The following is a 16,483-nucleotide window of genomic DNA, read 5'->3' on the forward strand; positions in this document are numbered from 1 at the left end:
AGAGAGGGAAAGCTCATGCACAATGACCCGACCATACAATGGGGAAATAATGTAGTGGTGGGCGAGCACGTGGTCATTGAATCCAATGTTCAAATTGGAAACGAAGTGACAATCGGTTCCTTTGTGGTGATCAAGGAAGGAACCGTGATCGGGGATCATACATCAATCGGGGATCTTGTCGTATTGGGAAAAGCCCCATCTGCCAATAAAAAAATGGCGCGAAAGCCGGGGATTGCACTACCGCCCCTGGTGCTCGGCAGCGGTGTGAAAATTGGCAGCAATGTGGTGTTGTATCGAGGATCAATACTTGAGGACGATGTTTTGGTTGGTGATCTGGCAAGCATCCGGGAACAAGTGCATATCGGAGAAGCAAGCATCGTAGGGCGAAATGCAATTGTCGAACCGAAGACCACTGTCGGCAAACGGGTGACCATTCAAACAGGCTGCTATATCACCTCCGACATGATTATTGAGGACGAAGTCTTTTTTGGCCCATGTGTATCCACCTCCAATGACAAATACATGGGGATGGGCAACTATCCGCATCAAGGCCCGATCATTCGCAGAGGGGTGAAAATCGGCAATAATGCAACACTGCTGCCGGGCATTACGATTGGAGAGGAAGCCATTATTGGGGCGGGTGCCGTGATTACCAAGGATATCCCCGCAAAAGCAATCTACGTAGGCAATCCCGGTCGAGCGATATCGAGATAAACATGAGAAAAACCGTTTCCGCTGAAGGACTTTCTGTGGAAACGGTTTTCTTTACGTCAAGACGTTTCGTCAAGGACGCTTCATATACGTTTCGAGTTTTTTGCCAAATTGATCAAGGGACAATTGCTCCAACGAAGGATAGCCACTACCGCGCAAAGCGACCGATTTTCCATCGAGGAATGGATAGACTCCTTGCCATATGCCAACTGTCGTGTAGAGATTGGTCCCAGAGACTTTCTTTAGAAAAATGATGTAATCCCCTTCAGCCAATGGTCCAGGATACCGGTTGTTAAGCGGATCTTTTGGATCGGGAAGAGGCTCGATCCCGGTGCTCAACAGCTGAATCAGCTTGGGTGAGGCGCCTTTAAACGCTCGTTTCACATGGAGGGTTTGGACGAAATTGACCAATGCGCCGCTGGGAACTCGTTTTCCAGTGGGATAGGTCTGTTGCTCGGCACTATCTGCCCAGCCATAAACGATCAAGGTAGAACGTTCGATAAGATCCCGTTCATGCTGGGTTGGGGAAGTATCAACCTGAATCGATCCAATATCTACCCTTTCGGCGTAGGCGCATGTCACTGGCATAATCAACAGGAGAGAGGTTAGCATCAACTTCAGCCACATGGTGTTTCCTCCAGGAGTTTGTAGGATGGTTTCTTCAGAGCTAGTATCATCGAACAGAAGGGAATTTATTCCATTTCGTTGGGTCTTTTTATTCGGCACGCTAGCCTCATACCATGGACCAAGAGGAAGGGAGAGCATAAGTTAGTAGTAATGAGAAGGAGAGGGGTGAGTGGATTGTCCCGCAATTACATCGAAAATGGTGACTTTACAAGCGGATCTCTTGCCCCATGGCTACTTCAAGGGGCTGCCCTCACGCAAATCGAAGCGAGGCCGTGTAAGCAAGCCGCAGTCCTAAGCGGGGGCAAGACGAATGCGTATTTGGCTCAAAGCGTCGCGATTCCGTCAGCAACCGAATTCGAACTGGAGCTGAATCTGGCGCAGGCAAGACGACGTGCCTCCAATCAGACGCTGGTTTCCATTTCCATCGCTTATTACACCAAAGAATACTCGTTTCTTGAGTATGGTTTGATCATAAATCTGGCACCGGAGCGACTACCGGATGGGCAGAGGGAGTCGTGGCTGCATATAAAAGAACGGGTGAAGCCTTCTCCGCCAGCGGCGGCAAGGGCCATCCTCCTGATCAATAAGCTGCCAGGATCATCCTGTGAGGACATCTTTGTCAATCAGATTCGATTGCGGAAAATTTCGCCAGTGACCGAGCCCCGAGTGACTGCCTTTGTCGCCAATTCATTTTCAGATCATTTGTCCGTGATCGAAGTGGATAGCATGGATGTTGTCGACCATATTGACGTGGGATATGACCCGATGGGTGTAGTCGTTTCACCAGACGGCAGGCTCGTTTTTGTGTCCAACTTTAGTGGACATACCGTGTCCGTCATCGATACAGGAAGCCATCAGGTAGTAAATACGATTCAGGTTGGACAGGGGCCAAGTGAAATCGTGATCACCCCAAATGGCCGAATTGCCTATGTTGCCAATTTGCATTCATCGACAATCTCGGTTATGGATATGCAGATGTATCGTGTTCTTGAAACCGTTTCTCTTCATGCAGACAGCATGGTCATATCCCCGGATGGCCATCATTTGTATGTCGCGCAGCGTACACAGGATGCGTTGTTCGTCATGAATACGAGCACCCATGAAACAGTCGGGCAGATAGCGGTGAAAGCCCCTCATGGAATCGCCATTACTCCTGACGGCAACCGGTTGTATGTCACCAATTCAGGTGCGAATCAAACCGTTACAGTCATCGATCCGTCAACTTTTGGAATCATCGAGATGATTAAAGTGGGAAATACCCCAACTGGTATTATCATGAGTCCGGACGGAAGCCGGGCGTATGTGGCAGTATCCGGAGACGCTGCGATCGCTGTGCTCCAGCTTCCATCTCATACGCTGGAAGCTACGATCTCGATGGACTCTACCCCTGAAAAACTGGCTATTTCCCCGGATGGGAAGCAGCTTTTTATTACTGAGATGATTTCCAATCAGGTCAGCATCCTAGATACGGATTCCCTTCATGTGAAACGCACGATTACGCTTTGGCATGGACCTGATGGAATTGCTGTAGGGACCGTATATGGAGCGCGTTGATGCAGGAGATAAGAATGACGGAGGCACCATTTTCCATATCAAGTATGCGTCAGTACCATGCTTTTTATTTGAATGATCAAGTGAAAAAAGACAAGAAAAGCTGTCCCCAGGCATGAGCGGAAGGACAGCTTTTTTCTAATAAAGTCGTTTCGTATAACTTTCCTGAAGCAGATCTTGAATCTCTGTGACCGTTAATGAGGCACGCTTGGCATGATCCGCCAACATATGCGGGATCGACGGCAATTCTTCTTTTGCAAGCCATGTTTCAAAGTCCCAAATTCCAGATCGCTTGCAAGATTTCGCACAGTGGACATAGCATTCCTCCACTTCGACACCGATCCCAAGGAGAGGAACCCGTCCGTTTACGGCAAGCGGCTCCAGCAGCTTTTGGTCCCGGGTGATCACCGCTTTCCCATTGATGCGCAAGGTTTCTTCCAAGCCTGGAATGAGAAAAAGGAGTCCGATCCGCGGGTTGGACAGGATGTTTTGGATCGAATCCATCCGGCGATTGCCCGGGCGCTCAGGGATGAGCAGATGGTGTTCATCGAGGACATGGACAAAGCCCGGCGCATCACCGCGAGGCGAGGCATCGCAGGAGCCAGAGTCATTGGCTGTAGCCATAATGAGAAAAGGTGATTTTCCAATGAACGACCGACAATGTTCATCAATGGAAGGAATCACCTTCTGTTCTGCCAGTTTGCTGGGATGGCCGATCACTGACCGGAGTTCCGTCAATTCATCCATAGTTGTAATGCATTCACCAAATACAGGTTTCATGGATTTTCCTCCTTCAAACGGTTCTTTGCATAAGTGTAGCACAAGATTGGAAATATTTTTCACATCATTGTATCTTTCTGCCAGCATGATTCGTCATAGGTAACGACAGAACAAACGAGAGTCGGAGGGTGCCTTTGATGAACATGTATCGATCTATGCAAGTCGTCAGGATCATGCTCGCCTGCTTGTGCCTATTCAGCGGTTTGGAATTGTCCAAGCCGATGAAAGCGGAAGCCCAGGGACTGATCAAGATGGAGGTCCAAGCGGGGATTGGCGGCGATTATAAAGAAGCTGACTTGATCCCGATGCAGATCACCGTTAGCAATCAAGGAGAAGACGTATCGGGTGAGATTGTCATCGCTTCGCCTGATAATGATATATTGACGGCCAGCTATTTTCAGCCATTGGCCATCAGCAAAGGTACGACCAAAAAAGTGTCGATGCTGGTGCCAGGCAGAAACTTGAATACGAATGACGTTGTCCAGTTCATAAAAGATGGGAAAGAGTTGGCTCGGGCTACCATTACGGGACATCGATTTGATCCAGACAGCTTTTTTGTAGGTGTGCTGGCTGCCGATCCGGATACTGCCAACTTTCTCGGTACGTTGCCGCGAAATGCTTTTTCCAGACAAATCCGGATGGTTGCCTTGAATGAAGAGGTGATCCCGACCGAGTCTTTGTCACTTGGGATGTTGGATATGATCGTGATCAACAATTATGCGATGGATCGCATGCAACCAGAACAAATCCGGGCGATCAATGAGTGGGTGCACAGAGGAGGAATATTGGTCCTTGCAGGAGGCAGCCAGTATGACAAAGGAGCTGGTGTGTTTCAGGACATCTCGCCCGTACGTGTCGATGGAGCGGCCACAATCGCGGCCATATCCAGCTTTGCAAAAGGAGAACGCAAACCGATCGTGTTTACACAGCCTTTCACAGTCAGTCGCGGGCAGCTCGTGAATGGACAAGTGCTCTATCAGGAGTCAGGCCTTCCGCTTCTGGCCTATCAGGAAGTGCAGCAGGGGAAAGTCCTATATGTGGCTTATGACTTGATTGAGGAACCGGTGGCAAGCTGGTCAGGCAACAGTTCGCTTTGGAGTGAAGTCCTGCAAAAAGTGCACGGAAAGGCGGATCCGATGGAAACGGTGGATACCGCCCATCAATATTGGCCGTTACTCAATGCGGCTGAACGAATCCCCACCTTGACAGCGCCATCCGTCAGTTGGCTCGCCATCCTGTTTGGCATCTATGCGCTGGTCGCAGGGCCAATCTTGTTTATTGTGCTGCGAGATAAGAAAAAGCGACCGTTTATATGGGGGATCGTGCCGGCCCTGGCAATTGTCATGTGTGCAACGATCTACCTGTTTGGCATTGCACAGCGGGGGACGAACGTATTAATGCACAATGTAAGCTATGTGGAGCTCGATACCTCCGGGAGGGCGGAAGCGGTGACTTCCTCCGCGATGTTCGTGCCGACCGGCGGTGATTATGCGATTACCTCGCCGCAAAGCGAATTGCTCGTTCCTGTTCACCGGCGTTATCGCGGCAATGATGAAAAGCTGATGCAAAACACGTGGGTGAATACATCTGCGGCACAACGCGAGATTCGCTTTTTAGATGTGGAGCATTGGTCGATCCGCAGCCTCCTGACGCAAAAAGTGGTGCCGGATGCAGGCACATTGGGTTCAGATTTGATGTATCAGGACGGAAAATTGGTAGGCACCGTTACTAATCAGACGAAGTATTCGCTGCGTGATGTGAAAATCGCGAATGGTGGTTTGATTCAGGATCTGGGTACGCTGAAGCCCGGTCAAACGGTAAAAGTGAATGTTGGCAGTGATCCAAACAGGCGGTTGAATCGCGATTCGTATCTGTACATGAAAGCCCTGCTGCCCGAACAAGTCAAAAAACAGCAGGATCCGGAAAGCTCGCGCGAATACAGCGCATTGGAAATGCTGGAGCGAAAAAACAGGCTTACCCTGAATCAGCCGGTCCGAATCTTTGGCTGGACGGAAGAGCCGATCGTGCAGCTGGATGTCAAAGAGGAAGAGACGAAAACGTATGATCTTGCCTTGGTCACAACGGCATTGCAAGTCAAACCTTCTCCCAATGGCTATGTGCTATATCCGCAGGGTACCTTTACACCCGTCATGATCTCGAATTCAACATCAACAGAGGATGTAGGCAACGGTTTTATCATGGATGAAGGTGACATTCAGCTGGAACTGGATACGAGAAAAGACAAAAATCAGCCTTTTGCTGTAACCAAAATTCAAATCTACACGTGGTCAGACGACAATACGACCTTTAAAAAGCAAGTGTATAACTGGCAAACGAAGAAGTTTGATGAGTTTGAAAAAGCTTTTGTAAACAACACGATGACAGAGGATAAGGTAAAAACGTATCTGTCGCCTGAAGGAAAATTACGCCTCTCCTTCTCCCATCAATACCAAGAGAGAAGACATCTGGGCTATCCGGAGATCAGTGTGGAAGGAAGGTTGATGCAAAAATGATCCAGATCGATAATCTCCGCAAACGGTACGGAAAAATGGAAGCATTAAAGGGGCTCTCGCTGGAAATTGGGAAGGGGCAGGTGTTTGGCTTCGTCGGACCCAATGGGGCGGGCAAATCTACCACGATGCTGATCCTAGCTACCTTGCTGGAGCCTACGAGCGGCAAGGCATATGTAGGTGGGTTCGATGTGGTGAAGCAACCGCGTGAAGTGCGCAGGTTAATCGGCTACATGCCCGATTTCTTTGGCGTTTACGATAACGTGACGGCCGAAGAATATCTCGATTTTTACGCTTCGAACTATGATATCTCCCCACAGGAGCGAAAAGAGATTATTCCACAGCTGCTGGAGCTAGTCAGTCTGAGCCACAAACGGGATGCGTTTGTCGATTCATTGTCCCGCGGGATGAAACAGCGGCTAGGCTTGGCTCGCAGTCTGGTGCACAATCCAGATGTACTCATTTTGGACGAACCGGCTTCCGGCCTGGATCCACGCGCGCGAATCGAATTGCGGGAAATCCTGAAAGAGCTGCGCAATATGGGCAAAACCATCATTATTTCTTCTCATATTCTCCCGGAGTTGGCTGAGATGTGCGATGTGATCGGGATCATCGAGGGAGGGGAGCTGGTTGCCACAGGCAGCGTCGACGAAATCTACGCCAAGATGCAAGGCTACAAGGTCTTGAAGGTACGGATGCTGGATCAGTGGGAGGAAGCCACTGCTTTGCTAACCCGTCACGATAAGGTCGCCTCCGTCAAAAAAGACGGCAATGTCCTGTTGGCCGATTTTACCGGTACGGACCAGGAGCAAGCCGCGCTCCTGCAGCAGCTGGCAGCGGCAGGTCTCCCGATGGCTTCGTTTGCGGAAGGGGAAGGCAATCTGGAAGAAATATTCCTAGAAATCGTGAAAGGAGCAGGCTCATGAACGTCATACGCAAGCTTCGCAATCCGGTATTAATCAACGAGTGGAAGGTGCGGATGCGTTCCAATCGCGCTGCCTGGGTCACGACACTCTATTTGCTTGTCCTGGGGGGCATTGTCCTTACCTTCATTTTCTTGCGGATCAACTTTGAGAATCGCTACGATCCGGATATCTCAAGAGAAATCTTTATGTTTCTGTCCATTCTGCAATTCGGGATGATCTGCTTATTCACGCCCGGACTTACAGCTGGAGTGATTAGCGGGGAACGAGAGCGGCAAACATTGAGTGTATTATTGACCACCAATCTGACGGCGACAAAGCTCATTTTGGGGAAATGGCTCGCTTCGCTCAGCTTTATGATTTATCTGGTGATGGCTTCCCTCCCTCTCTACGGCATTGTGTTTCTTTATGGAGGGATATCGCCCATCCAGCTGGTGCAGGTGTTTGGGCTCTACCTGGTGACCATGCTAGGGCTTGGGAGCGTAGGCGTTTTATTTTCAACCTTGATGAAGCGGACGGGTGTATCGATCGTCCTGACCTATGCGTTTTTATTCGCTTACACCGCCGGCACTTTTTTTCTGTACGTCGTAGCTCAGGAAATGATCGATTATCAACGGAGAATGGCCAATCTTCATGCGATGCAGCCGAATCCCGTGTGGCCGGAGTGGCTGCTCAGTCTGAATCCGTTGGCAGTCGGCTTGCATGTGTTTGAAGAAGGGGTCTTTAACCGTTTTCACGATCTGAAAGCAGCAGGCAATCTGCCATTTTGGATGATCGATCCGTATTGGCTGTACATCTTGTTCTTCGTTCTTCTCACGATCGGTTCGCTGGAATTGTCGATCTATCTGATCAAACCGGTTCGCAAACGTTTGTGGAAAAGATAAGGGAGGCCCGCATGTTGCCACAACGACACGACCAGCTGCATGTGCTGTTGGAGACGATTCGCAAAAAGTTGTTTGTCCAGCAATGGCTGTGGATATGCGGGCGTTTTCTGCTCGCAGGAGGATGGGTTGCCGCATTTCTTTTATTGCTTGCACGATTTGCACCTGTGACACGATTTCGACTGGAAGTAACGCTTGTGATCCTGGTTCTCTCCCTGTTCGCCAGTCTTGTGTATGCATGGCGAAAAGCTCCTACATTGCGTACGGCAGCTTCCTTTGCCGACCAGCATGGATTGGAGCAGCGCGTATCGACCACCCTTGATCACTTGAACAACGACTCCCCGATTGCGCAGCTGCAGCGAGAGGACACACTTGACAGATTGCAGCGGGCTTTGCCCCATCTTTTAGCGGAAATCAAGATGACTGATCTGCCGCGTAAGCAATGGTGGGGGCTGCTCGGTACTGCGGTGGTATGTCTCACCCTTCTGCTGATCCCGAACCCGATGGATGAAAAGCTGCGGATAGAAGCCTTGCAAACCCAGGAAGCTGAGAAGCTGGAAGAAAAGCTGGAGCAGATGCAAGAAGACCTGAAAAGCAATCAGCAATTGACAGACGAACAGCGCGGGGAACTGAAAGAGCTGGTTCAACAATTGCAAAAAGAGTTGAAAAGCTTGGAAGCTGCGATGGATAAGGCACAGGCGTTAGAAAAGACAAACATGCTGCTCAAACAGCTGCAGGAAAAACAAAACCAATCCTTGCAAGCTCTGCAAGCCATACAGCAAATGCTGGCCAATCAGGTACAGACGCAAGCTTTGGGAAAAGCGTTGGAGCAAAAGGATGCCGCTTCTCTACAAACCGCTCTGCAGGAATGGCAAAAGCAACTGGAGGCACTCCCGCTTGAAAAGCAAAAGGAGCTGGCAGAGGAATGGAAGCGAACAGCGGAGTCCATAGCCAAACAAGCAGGCGTTGACGAACAAGACAACCAGCAAATGAACGAATTGGCAGGAAACCTGAAAAAAACTGCTGAAGCCTTGCAGAACGGTCAGCTCGGGGACAGCACTCAACAAATGGCGGCGGCAATGTCGCAAGCCATGCAGCAATTGCAGAACAACCAAGCCTATTCCGCCAGTCTGGAACAGGCGGTTGCGACCATCCAGCAATCCCAGATGATGATGGCCGCAGCAGCCGGACAGGCTACATCAGGAGCAACGGCGGCTTCCGGGGCAGCACAAGCGGGATCTACGCCATCTGGCGCGCTCAGCCCGGGAGGCGGAAGCCAGTCTGCGCCATCCGGCAACAACGCATCAATACCCGCAGGCGGATCGCAGGCTGGCGGTGGATCGACTGGCCAAGGTGCTGGAACGGGTACTGGTGTGGGTGCAGGCTCCGCAAACCAAGGAGGCGGAAACGGCAGTGGACAAGGCACAGGTGGAAGCGGTGGCAACGGGTCAGGCCCAGGAGGCAGAGGTGCTGGTCTGGGGAGCGGAAACCATGAACTCGTAGCGGTGCCTTCCGAACGCCTTCAGGGAACAGGGGGGCCTATGAAGACTGTTGGTGGACCTCTTGGCCAAGGGGCGAGTGAAATGAGGGACAGCAATCAGACCCAGGTCACCTCCGGAAGCGTCCGGCCGTATGCAGAAGTTTACAAGCAATATGAACAAATGAGTCGGCAAACCATCGAACGCAGCGACATCCCGGATGACTATAAAGAGATGGTCCGTGACTATTTCCAAGGGATCGAGCCTTGAGCCATAGAGAAAGGAAGCGATGAAGGTTGACAGAACAGCAACATCGGGAGGAAGTATTTCAAAGGATAGCACTCGTGCGGGAAGAGATTGCCAAGGCCATGGTAGGGCAGCGGGATGTCATCGAGCAGATGCTTTGGGCGGTATTCAGCGGTGGGCACGCGCTCTTGGAAGGGGTGCCCGGTCTCGGGAAAACACTGCTGGTGCGTACGCTGTCTCAAGCCTTTGAGCTTTCTTTCCAGCGCGTACAGTTTACGCCGGACTTGATGCCTGCCGATATTACGGGGACCAACATCCTTCGTGTAGATGAGACCGGGCAGCAGGCCTTTCAATTTCAGGCCGGACCGATTTTTGCCCATGTCGTGCTTGCGGATGAAATCAACAGGGCCACACCAAAGACGCAAAGCGCTTTGCTGGAAGCCATGCAGGAGCATACCGTCACTGTTGGCGGGGTGACGCGGCCACTGCCCCAGCCGTTTTTTGTGCTGGCTACGCAAAACCCGTTGGAGCAAGAGGGCACCTACCCCCTGCCAGAGGCGCAGATGGACCGTTTTCTTGTGAAAATTGATGTGCCATTCCCGACTGAAGAGGAGCTGCGCGAGATTGTGATGCGAACGACGGGAGCGCCGCCTCTGTCTGTGGAAAAAATCGCGACAGGTGAGCAGATCGCGCAGATTCAGCAAATGGCCAAAGAAACGCTCGTCTCGGAGGATACCTTATCTTTTGCAGTCAAACTGCTGATGGCAACCCACCCTTCCCATACTGCGGTAGATGCCGTGAAAAAGTATGTAAAGGCGGGTGCAGGTCCTCGTGGCGTACAGGCGATGATCGCTCTGGCGAAGGTTCGTGCCTTCATGGCTGGGCGCTATCACGTTTCTTACGAAGATATCGAAGCAGTCGCCATTCCGGCTTTGCGACACCGCGTATTTCTCAATTTTGAAGGAGAGGCCAATTGCATTCGTGCGGATGCGATTATCCACGAGCTTCTGCAAATGGTCAGGAATGGGATCTCATGATGGAACAGCCGGGCTATTTGTTGGAACCATCGTTCTTGCGCCAGCTGGATCGTTTGCAGATTACCAGCAGGCGAATGGCCAGCGGTGCGCGTGCGGGGAAACGAAGATCGCGGCATATGGGGAGCTCCATTGAATTTGCCGATTATCGTGCTTATGCACCGGGGGATGATCTTCGTCAGCTGGATTGGAATGCCTATGCACGCACTGGCAAATTGTTTGTCAAAAGGTTTATGGATGAGACGGACATGCATGTCTCTTTGTACATCGATTGCAGCAAGTCGATGGACTATGGAACGCCGACAAAACTTTCGGTGGCGGTGCGATTGGCGGCTGCTCTCGGCTATCTTTCCTTGCATCAGTTTGATTATGTCTCGGTATTCGCAATTGACGGAGAAGTGCGTTCCGCGCTTCGTTCTTTGCATGGGAAAGGAAAGGTGCAAAGCTTCTTTGACTTTCTCTCGCGGCTGCAGCCGGACGGACGGGGAGATTTGCAGCAAGCCTTGACTTCGGGCAGCGCCATCCATGGCAAGGCAGGCGTCTCTCTCGTGTTTTCCGATTTTTTGTTCGAACGCGGGGTGGAGGAGGGACTCTCCTATTTGCAAGCCGCCCATCAGGAGGTCATCCTCATTCACCTGCTGGCAGCGGAAGAACGAAACCCCAGCTATGAAGGGGAACTGCGCCTGATCGACAGCGAGACGGGGGATTACAGAGAGATCGCCATGTCGCCGCGCTTGGTTGACGAGTATCAGGTGTCCATGCAAGCGTATCAGAAGCAGCTTGCGAGCTATGCTTTTGGACGTGGCATGCATTATGTGACCGTCCATGCGGAAGATTCGCTCGAGACGATCCTATTTCGCGTTTTCCAACAAGCGGGAATCATTCGGTAAAGGGGGGATATGATGCAATGGCTGGCGCTGCAATATGTATGGGTTTCCTTGATCATTCCTGCCATTCTGGTCCTTTACCTATTGAAACGAAAATATGAGGAGCGGACCATTTCGAGCGTTCTGTTATGGCAGCAAGTCCTACAGATTCGGGAGGTCAGCCGCCCGTTTCAACGGTTGCGCAACCATCTGCTCTTGCTGCTGCAGTTGTTGATCGCGCTGCTCTTGCTGCTTGCGTTGATCAAGCCCGCCATCTCTGGCGAAGGCATGATCGCGGAGCATACGGTCGTCGTTATCGATACCTCCGGCAGCATGGGCGCAAAAGAAGGAAATGTGACCCGTTTCCAACTGGCGAAAAAGCAGGCAGCCTCACTCATTGAAAAGCTGGGAAATGGACAGACGATGACCCTGATAGAGGCCGGCAACGTACCGCGTGTCCTCCTTTCGCATAGCGGTGATCAGGATGCTCTTCTGGAGCAATTGAATTCGCTGTCTTTGCGCTATGGAACGACAGATACGCTGGCGGCTCTTTCACTTGCCAGAGCCATCGCCGCCTCGGTACCTGGCAGTGGCGTCATGTGGTTTGGCGATGGGGCTGCAGGAAAGCTTGAAGATCACGCACTGGCTGGCTTTACCCCGGATACGTTTCGTTTTATTCAGACGGGATCAAGCAAGGAAAATGTCTCGATCGGAGCATTTGTCACACAGCCGGGACAATCAGGCTGGATCGGACTGGTGCGGGTGGACAATCATGGCGCCCAAAAACGGCAAGGAACGCTCATGATTTATGACGTCAACCATCAGCTGCTAGCCGCAAAGCCATTTGAGGCGGGAGCCAATGAAAGCCAGTCGCTCACGGTTGCCAACCTGCCTGCGAGTCCTGCCTATGAGGTGGTTCTTGATCTGGCTGCGGATGGTCTCATGGCTGACAATCGTCAATGGAGCATACCGACTGCAAGTGGAACGGCGCGAGTCATTCTCGTATCGCCGGGAGGGAATCGCTTTCTTCACGAGGCGTTAAAACTGAGGCGCATTCAAGTGGAAATAATGACCCAATTACCTTCAAATATCACAAATACGCCAGATCTATGGATCTTTGACGGAGTCGTACCCGAACAGCTGCCACCAGGGAACGTGCTGCTCATCGGTCCGAACAAAGCGGCCAGCTGGTTGCCCTTTCAAGGAAAGACGAAAGAAATCAGGACGTTGAAAACGATGGATCAGACACATCCGGTGATGCGCTATGCAGATTTCCGGCAGCTGCATGTAAATGAAACAGCTCGCGTCGCTCCCATGAAGGATATGAAGAGTTTGCTGCAATCTGGTGAGGTTCCGCTCATTCTTGCGGGGAACATCGAAGGGAGACGAAGCGTGATTCTCGGCTTTGACCTGCACCAATCCGATTTGCCGTTGCGCACGGCATTTCCGATCTTGATGCAAAATGTCTTAACCTGGTTGACACCCGTTCAATCCGCTCCCTTCGAAGCGGGGCAGCCAGGCAGCGTTATGACGATCCCACTGACTCCAGGGGCAAAGGATCGATCAATCGTTCTGCCGGATGGAAACAAGGTCGAGCTGCAGGAAAGCGGTACAAGCTTTCTGTTTCAAGTGCCTGAACAGGTAGGACTTTACCGCTTGGAAGAACGGATGGATGGGAAAATCACGCAGCGACTATTTCAAGTGAGCATGCAGGAGGAAGAAAAGGATATCACGCCATCCAGATTACAGGTAGAGATTGGAGAAGAGGCCCCGACAAAATCAGCATCAGAGAATAGTGTTCGCGGTATCAACAGCTACCAGACGTTTACGGGGTGGCTGATCTTGATCGCCCTCGTCATCTTGTTTACGGAATGGAGGGTGTATCAACGTGGTTATTAATTTTATGCAGCCATATGCCTTGCTGTTGCTCGCGCCAGCCATTTGGATAATCGTGCGATGGTGGCGCAAGCAGCGGCGGATGATTCCTTCGCAGCGATGGCTCATCGGCAGTCTGCGAATGCTTCTCTTTCTTTTGCTGATTCTGGCAATGGCCGGTACTCATTTGCTCTTTCCCGTACAAGCAGAAACCGTGATTTTCGTCGTAGATAGGTCCGCCTCGATGAATCAGGATCAGCGTGCGATTTCCTTTCTACAGGAATCGATCAAGCAGAAAAGAGCGATCGATCAGTATGGTATTGTATCCTTTGGGCAAACAGCCGCCGTTGAACAGCCGATCACCACTAGCCCTGACATGACGGCATTGGGTGTCGAGGTGGGACCGCATGCGACCAACTTGGCGGATGGCATACGTCTGGCATCAGGCTTGATCCCGAGTATGTCCAGAGGGAAAATCGTGCTGCTTACGGATGGATTGGCTACCCATGGTGATGCGACCCAGGAGATCAAGCTGGCTCGTGAACGCGGTATCGCTTTTCAGGCGGTATCCTTACAGCAGCCTTCTGGAGAGGAGGTCGTCTTGTCCGCCATGGAAGTGCCGGATCGCTTGTATGCAGGCGAAGAATTTCAGCTGAAGGTCGCAGTGGAAAGTACGGTTTCGACCAAGGCCACCATCCGTTTGTATGAAGGAAACCGTGAGCTGGGGAGCAAGCAAATCACGGTTGAACAAGGGAGCAACCAGTTTTTGTTCCCGCAATCCGGCGTCAGAGAAGGATTTCACCGTTATCGGGTGGAGATCAGCACAGTCGAGGATACCATCAAGGTAAACAATCAGGCTTATGCTTTTACGCATGTGCAGGGAACACCGCGCGTCTTGATCGTGGAGGGTCACGCACATGCAGCGAAAAATCTGGTGAATGCCCTGCGTGCCGGTACGACTCAAGTGGATGTGATGGAACCCGCGCGTTTGCCAAAACAGATGGAAGACTATCGGCAGTATGCTTCGATTATTTTGGCCGATGTGGATGCGACGCAAATGGGTGTACATGATATGGAACGCATTCGCTCGGCGGTAGCTGACTTTGGCGTTGGCCTTGTCATGACAGGCGGATCCAGCGGCTTTGGCATGGGTGGCTGGTTTAAAACGCCGATCGAAGAAGCACTCCCGGTGCATATGGATTTGCGAGGAAAAGAAAAGCTTCCTTCCCTCGGCCTTGTGTTGGTCATCGATAAATCCGGCAGCATGAGTGCTGATCCCAGCGGCGGAAACAAAATGGAATTGGCCAAGGAAGCTGCCATTCGCGCGACTGAAATGCTGGGTGACAAGGATCATGTGGGGGTAGTTGCCTTCGATGGAGAACCGTGGGTCGTCGTACCGCCGCAGTCGGTGGCGAATCTGCCGCACATCCATCAGCAAATCGGATCGATTTTTCCAAATGGCGGGACGGATATTTTCCCGGCGCTTCAAGTCGCTTATGATCAGATCAAAAGCATGCAAACGCAACGGAAGCATGTCATCCTGCTCACGGATGGTCAATCGGGACGCGATGATGATTATCAAGGACTGCTGCAGATGATGACGGGAGAGAACATCACTGTGTCCACGGTCGCAGTCGGGGATGACGCGGATATCGGTTTGCTCGAGGAGATTGCCCAGGCAGGAAAAGGGCGATTTTATCAAGCGACAGATCCGGGGACGATCCCGCAAATCTTTTCAAAAGAAACCGCGTTGGCGAGTCGCGCTTTTATCGTCGAGAAGCCGCAGGTCCCGATGCAAACGGGCGCGGCCGATTGGCAGTCGCTCTCGCAGGGTCTCCCGCCCATTCATGCCTATGTGACGACGACGGCGAAACAAACGGCGGAAAAGGTGTTGCTTACCGCTGATCAAGACCCGCTCCTATCCCGATGGCAATATGGGCTCGGACGATCCGTTGCCTGGACATCGGATCTGGAAGGGAAATGGTCGGCTCATTGGGTGGTCTGGGGTGGCTTTAGCCGCTTCTGGAATGAAGTCGTAAGCTGGACATTTCCGCAAATTTCCCAAGGTCAATGGAAAACACAGATTCAAGTAGAGGGGAACAAAGGGATCGTAACAGTTACGTTGCCATCTGCTGCAGCTACCCCGCAAACGATGGAGGCGGTGGTGGTCAATGAGCAGATCCATCGAGAAGCCATCACCCTAAAGCCGATTGCTCCGGGAACCCTGCGTGGTGAGTTTGCCGCCGCCGAACCAGGCACGTATCTGCTTCAGGTAAATGAGAAAATTGGAGAAAAGATCACCGCCAGCCAAACTGCTGGATTAACCATCTCCTACTCGCCAGAATACGGGCTGCGTCGTAATGGTGATGCTCGCTTGCAGGAAATGATCCTAGCTGGAGATGGACAGCTAATAACTGAACCAGCACTCGTATTCGCCAATGATCTCCCGCAAAAGTGGGAAAGTCAGCCGATCGCTGATTTGCTGCTGTTACTGGCTGCACTGCTGTTGCCGTTCGATGTCGCAGCAAGGCGTCTTCCATGGCCAAAGCAATGGGGGAAGCGGTTAAAACAGGAAATTCACGCGGATAAACGAATAGACGAGAAGGCGTCTTCACCAGCTGCCAGCTTTTTTGGCGATCTGACAAGCAAAAAAGAAAAACGCTGGGAGCATCTGCATAAAGAGAGATCGGTCCAGACGATTGAGCCAAAAACACCGGAGCGACAAGCCGCGAATCGATCGAGACAACCAAGCGCAGAGGTTGCTCAGCCGAAAACAACCAATGCTGAATCTGGCAATGGGCAAGCACAAATATTCAACCGGCTGCTGGATGCGAAGAAACGAAAGAGCTAGGTTTCACTAGGGGAAAATGGCTGGCAATCGATGCATTCATAAAAAATGTGACAAATGTCACATTTTTTTGTTGTCATGAAAGCGCCTTCTTGCTAGTATAAGAATAGATGTGAACAATTCGTGACATAAAGAAACTTTTGCTAGATAAGG

General features: G+C 51.5%; 12 protein-coding genes. 10 read left to right on the plus strand and 2 right to left on the minus strand.

The features are described 5' to 3' along the window. Positions 1-15: 15 nt before the first annotated feature. Positions 16-714, plus strand: coding sequence for an N-acetyltransferase (locus tag EIZ37_RS07410; protein WP_134683948.1), 699 nt, complete (start codon positions 16-18; stop codon positions 712-714). Positions 715-783: 69 nt separating this feature from the next. Here EIZ37_RS07410 and EIZ37_RS07415 read toward each other — a convergent pair whose 3' ends face one another. Continuing rightward, entirely contained in the window at positions 784-1,338 is a 555-nt protein-coding gene (locus tag EIZ37_RS07415) for a hypothetical protein (RefSeq protein ID WP_134683949.1), read from the minus strand. Between the two features lie 165 nt (positions 1,339-1,503). On the opposite strand from EIZ37_RS07415, the gene EIZ37_RS07420 reads away from it, so the two are divergent. Next, entirely contained in the window at positions 1,504-2,892 is a 1,389-nt protein-coding gene (locus tag EIZ37_RS07420) for an NTTRR-F1 domain (protein ID WP_167568713.1), read from the plus strand. Between the two features lie 135 nt (positions 2,893-3,027). On the opposite strand, the gene EIZ37_RS07425 is transcribed toward EIZ37_RS07420, so the two are convergent. Continuing rightward, entirely contained in the window at positions 3,028-3,669 is a 642-nt protein-coding gene (locus EIZ37_RS07425) for a pyridoxamine 5'-phosphate oxidase family protein (RefSeq protein ID WP_134683951.1), read from the minus strand. A 137-nt stretch (positions 3,670-3,806) separates the two neighbouring features. Between EIZ37_RS07425 and EIZ37_RS07430 the strand changes: the two genes are divergently transcribed. From EIZ37_RS07430 to EIZ37_RS07465, 8 genes are read left to right on the plus strand one after another with little or no spacing between them, the layout of a single operon-like run. Beyond that, positions 3,807-6,182 (plus strand): DUF7408 domain-containing protein, encoded by a 2,376-nt coding sequence (locus EIZ37_RS07430; RefSeq protein WP_134683952.1) that lies wholly within the window; start codon positions 3,807-3,809, stop codon positions 6,180-6,182. After that, on the plus strand, positions 6,179-7,105 hold the full coding sequence (locus EIZ37_RS07435) for an ABC transporter ATP-binding protein (protein ID WP_134683953.1): 927 nt from the start codon (positions 6,179-6,181) through the stop codon (positions 7,103-7,105). The genes EIZ37_RS07430 and EIZ37_RS07435 overlap by 4 nt, the downstream gene beginning before the upstream one ends. After that, positions 7,102-7,986: an ABC transporter permease gene (locus tag EIZ37_RS07440; RefSeq protein ID WP_134683954.1), complete on the plus strand. Its 885-nt coding sequence runs from the start codon at positions 7,102-7,104 to the stop codon at positions 7,984-7,986. Before EIZ37_RS07435 ends, EIZ37_RS07440 begins: the two co-directional genes overlap by 4 nt. 11 nt (positions 7,987-7,997) lie before the next feature. Then, complete coding sequence (locus EIZ37_RS07445) at positions 7,998-9,731, plus strand: coiled-coil domain-containing protein (RefSeq protein WP_134683955.1); 1,734 nt, start codon at positions 7,998-8,000, stop codon at positions 9,729-9,731. Between the two features lie 26 nt (positions 9,732-9,757). Beyond that, positions 9,758-10,744, plus strand: a complete 987-nt coding sequence (locus EIZ37_RS07450; RefSeq protein ID WP_134683956.1) for an AAA family ATPase — start codon at positions 9,758-9,760, stop codon at positions 10,742-10,744. Continuing rightward, positions 10,741-11,631 (plus strand): DUF58 domain-containing protein, encoded by an 891-nt coding sequence (locus tag EIZ37_RS07455; protein WP_235827909.1) that lies wholly within the window; start codon positions 10,741-10,743, stop codon positions 11,629-11,631. The genes EIZ37_RS07450 and EIZ37_RS07455 overlap by 4 nt, the downstream gene beginning before the upstream one ends. Before the next feature lie 9 nt (positions 11,632-11,640). Further along, positions 11,641-13,506, plus strand: coding sequence for a vWA domain-containing protein (locus EIZ37_RS07460; RefSeq protein ID WP_235827910.1), 1,866 nt, complete (start codon positions 11,641-11,643; stop codon positions 13,504-13,506). Further along, the gene (locus tag EIZ37_RS07465) at positions 13,496-16,333 is read left to right on the plus strand and encodes a VWA domain-containing protein (protein WP_134683957.1); all 2,838 of its coding nucleotides are present in this window, start codon (positions 13,496-13,498) and stop codon (positions 16,331-16,333) included. Before EIZ37_RS07460 ends, EIZ37_RS07465 begins: the two co-directional genes overlap by 11 nt. Positions 16,334-16,483: the final 150 nt, after the last annotated feature.

This window comes from Brevibacillus migulae, from assembly GCF_004521915.1.
Lineage (GTDB): Bacteria > Bacillota > Bacilli > Brevibacillales > Brevibacillaceae > Brevibacillus_F > Brevibacillus_F migulae.

Coding starts and splice junctions, on each gene's coding strand:
- EIZ37_RS07430 (WP_134683952.1), top strand. CDS start 3,807: ATGAACATGTATCGATCTATGCAAGTCGTCAGGATCATGCTCGCCTGC.
- EIZ37_RS07440 (WP_134683954.1), top strand. CDS start 7,102: ATGAACGTCATACGCAAGCTTCGCAATCCGGTATTAATCAACGAGTGG.
- EIZ37_RS07425 (WP_134683951.1), bottom strand. CDS start 3,669: ATGAAACCTGTATTTGGTGAATGCATTACAACTATGGATGAATTGACG.
- EIZ37_RS07460 (WP_235827910.1), top strand. CDS start 11,641: ATGATGCAATGGCTGGCGCTGCAATATGTATGGGTTTCCTTGATCATT.
- EIZ37_RS07435 (WP_134683953.1), top strand. CDS start 6,179: ATGATCCAGATCGATAATCTCCGCAAACGGTACGGAAAAATGGAAGCA.
- EIZ37_RS07415 (WP_134683949.1), bottom strand. CDS start 1,338: ATGTGGCTGAAGTTGATGCTAACCTCTCTCCTGTTGATTATGCCAGTG.
- EIZ37_RS07445 (WP_134683955.1), top strand. CDS start 7,998: ATGTTGCCACAACGACACGACCAGCTGCATGTGCTGTTGGAGACGATT.
- EIZ37_RS07455 (WP_235827909.1), top strand. CDS start 10,741: ATGATGGAACAGCCGGGCTATTTGTTGGAACCATCGTTCTTGCGCCAG.
- EIZ37_RS07410 (WP_134683948.1), top strand. CDS start 16: ATGCACAATGACCCGACCATACAATGGGGAAATAATGTAGTGGTGGGC.